At 47.4% G+C, this 2,684-nt stretch carries 4 protein-coding genes; all 4 read right to left on the bottom strand.

Features of this window, described 5'->3' with window-relative positions:
- A partial coding sequence (locus KP814_RS32245) for a hypothetical protein (RefSeq protein ID WP_216740626.1) occupies positions 1–457 on the bottom strand: 457 nt, incomplete at its 3' end.
- 233 nt (positions 458–690) lie between these two features.
- On the bottom strand, positions 691–1,821 hold the full coding sequence (locus tag KP814_RS32240) for a hypothetical protein (RefSeq protein WP_216740625.1): 1,131 nt from the start codon (positions 1,819–1,821) through the stop codon (positions 691–693).
- A gap of 12 nt (positions 1,822–1,833) precedes the next feature.
- Entirely contained in the window at positions 1,834–2,277 is a 444-nt protein-coding gene (locus tag KP814_RS32235) for a type III secretion system chaperone (protein WP_216740624.1), read from the bottom strand.
- A gap of 181 nt (positions 2,278–2,458) precedes the next feature.
- On the bottom strand, positions 2,459–2,684 hold a 226-nt coding region (locus KP814_RS32230; protein WP_216740623.1), incomplete at its 5' end, for a hypothetical protein.

Genomic DNA, 2,684 nt, shown 5'->3' with positions numbered 1-2,684 from the left:
TATCCTTACGCAGCGTGCGTTGCACATCCGCGCAACTAAACGAATAAACCCCGTTCAGGATCTCGGCGTTCTCGATGATCTGCGTGGCCACCAGGACAAAGTCTTGCCACTGCAAACCACGCTCGCCGACCCAGACGCGCACGCGTTTTCCGCGTAGGCCTTTGCCATCGTCCAGCTTGGCTTTTTGCAGCGCGCTCAGGTTGTGGTCCAGCGCTTCAAACTCCAGGCTGCCGATGGACGCCAAGCCTTTATCAGGCTGGATTTTTTGCGATGTGCCGGACAAGGTGCGGGCGTTCAGCACGCCGCCATAGACCACACCAGACAAACCAGAGACGGAACCGCTGGTCAGATACACCACGTCCTCGTTGGCGCGGTCGAATGACAGCTCAACGACATAGACGGGCGACACGCTCTCGCCGCTCCAGGCGGAGACGAATTCGCTATTGCTTACTCTCATCAGGTTAGATGCCTATTGTAAAAACGGAGGGGGACTTGGTATAGAAGCAGGGCAAGCGCTCAATACTCACCGCATAAGGATCTGCAAATCGCAAGACAAGGCATAGTCAGGCAAATTATTAGTAGCAACTTGCCTGTTTAGCTAATGCTGGAAAGCAACAAATCACGGGCCAACACAGAAGTATTACATTACAGTCTCAATAGCTGTGCTAACCAATTTTCATTTACTCTCTTTCAGGCTTCATAGTTCTGTTGATCGATCATTTGTTTAGCAAGATAGGCCGCTCCTGCACCTGCGGCAGCAACCACGAGGCCTTTCGCTAAATCAATGCCTCGCGAAAGATTTGGATGATCTTCTTTCCATGCTTGGTTGGATTGCTTCTGTTTCCACGCATCGACGTCTTTTTGAAACATCAGCATTGGATTAAATTCCTTATCTGGACGACTGCGTTGCGTTGGTTCTGGCTCAAGACCATACTTGTCAACAGCTTGGTCAACCAGTTGCTCTATAGCCGCAAGCTTTGATTGATTCACCTCAGGTGGAGGCACCCCCTTATCAACATTTTCGTACTTGTACTTTCCGGTAAATGCCAGTTCTTTGTCTATCGAGTTATACTGAACTTTCAAGAGACGATGCACCCCCCTGGTGTTCTCATCTAACGGAACCTTTTTAAAGAGGTTATCTGCATGCTCTAAGGCGCTTGAATTAATTCTGTCGTCTTTAATATTCTGAAAAGGAGAGACTGTTGCCATCTTCACGCTGACATCAGAATTCGGTCGCAGTCTTTCCAAGGCATTTTTGATTTCATTGTATGCCGCCAAATTGCTGGAGCCAGATACGCCTACATCAATAGTCACAATGGCCCTAGTATCATCGTTGAGTTTGGACAACACCGCTGAGTCGAAATAGTTGTTCCTGTTTGCTTGGGCAGGATCGGACAGAGTATCAAAACTCTGCATAGACTTTCCTGACAAGCCAGATAACTGTAAGTAAGTGACATCTGCACCTGCTTTTTCCATATACTTACACAATACCTGTGGGCTTCTACCGACACTTACAAAAAGTGTTTTATCGGGGTCGATACCCTGTTTTTCTAAAGCCGACTTCATACTCTTGAAAGCGGAGGAAAATCCTTCGATATCTTTACTATCTAACCTGCGATGCAGAGGATCAGGAGCGCTTACCTGAGCAGAGGATAAAGCCAACGAGGCTGGACCACCCATTGAGTTAGCTGCACCAACACTGTTACCTTCAGCGCTCGCGGAGGATAGGCCATGACTTTCCAAGCGACTGGGGCTTGCTTGCTCCACTGGCGCAGGAGTATGAATAGTTGGGTTATTGCCGACACTTGATATATGGACCATAACGTTTCCGGTTTATACTTTCATCAGTGCATTGAATTGGCTCTGGGGCTTCATGGACTGTTCCCCATTTTTCAGCAAATGAGAAATGACCTGTTCTTTTACTTCCATCATATTGACGATTTTGTTTTCCAAAATATCAGCAGAAAGATGCTCCGTTTCTACTTGCAGGCATAACCTTAGAGAGCCGTTGAGCTCGTTTAATGAGAAATAACAACATCGCAACAAGTCGCAGCGAAAGTTTAACGCAAGGGCTGTTCGGTAATGTTCAGGGGAAAGTGAAACCCCCTGAATTATAGTGCAGTGAATTAGCAGACTGTCTTCAGCGGGGCTGACTTCTATGAGCCATAGATCACCTTCTTTGTCTTCAAATGCGGCAGATCCGCTTTCTAATGGCAGAGAAATTTTCATTCTCCTACCAATCTCCTTGATCAAACTTTCCACATGCTCGCCATTCATTTCTATCTCACTTTCATTGTTAAATGTCAGAACTCGCTGATGGTATGTTTGTAGCTTTCTAAAAAAGAAAGTTTCATGCACTGAGGTCATATACCTGAGAATATTTGCGTTTAGTCAAAGGCTGTCTTTCACATATTAGAGGGGGAATGGCGCACCCAGGAGAAACCGGGGTGTCGCTTTCTTATCCCTCAATCATTCGCACTTTGAACGTATACCGGAAGAAGTCCGTCGTGCCGTAGCGCTCCTCTTTCCAGGTGATCGGATCCAGCATAGCGGGTTGTAGCGGGCTCGCTCGGTCGCCATGGAGGCTGACCATAAAGCTCTCGCCACCGCTAACGGACCCCAGAAACTCACGCATTTCCGCTATTTGTTCTGGTTGGTTCATGTATACGGTGGCGATGTCATAA

It is taken from the genome of Hahella sp. HN01 (assembly GCF_018986435.1).
Classification (GTDB): Bacteria; Pseudomonadota; Gammaproteobacteria; order Pseudomonadales; family Oleiphilaceae; genus Hahella.
This window is presented reverse-complemented; position numbering and strand designations above follow the sequence as displayed.